Source organism: Pseudomonas sp. P20 (assembly GCF_016463925.1).
Taxonomy (GTDB): Bacteria; Pseudomonadota; Gammaproteobacteria; order Pseudomonadales; family Pseudomonadaceae; genus Pseudomonas; species Pseudomonas aeruginosa.
Genome location: NZ_JAEMVM010000099.1, coordinates 1 through 370 on the forward strand (window position 1 = coordinate 1; position 370 = coordinate 370).

Genomic DNA, 370 nt, shown 5'->3' on the forward strand with positions numbered 1-370 from the left:
CCGACGGCACCGACTTCTCCCAGAACCTGTTCTATCGGCAGCCTGTTTCCGATGCCACCCAGGGCGTGTGGCTCTTCGATGCCATGCCGCACCGAGTGATTGTGGTCGACCAGTTGAACAAAGCGCCGCTGACAGGCCACTTCACCGGCGAGACGCTCAAAGGCGATGGCCTCAACGCCCTGTTCGATCGAATGCCCGAGGACACGCTGCTGTGCATCACCATGGTCGTGACGCCGCAGGACATGCTGGAAGGGCATCTGCAGCAGCTCTCGAAAAAGGCCGTTGGTGACACCCAGGCCTCGATCCACACCCGCGAGGACGTGGCCACCGTTCGACGCCTGATCGGCCGGGAGCACAAGCTCTATCGCGG

At 62.7% G+C, this 370-nt stretch carries 1 protein-coding gene; it reads left to right on the plus strand.

Annotated elements, in window-relative coordinates; all coding sequences use genetic code 11:
• Positions 1-370, plus strand: a 370-nt coding sequence (locus tag JHD77_RS31825; protein ID WP_199506572.1) for a TraC family protein, incomplete at both ends; no start/stop codon positions are given.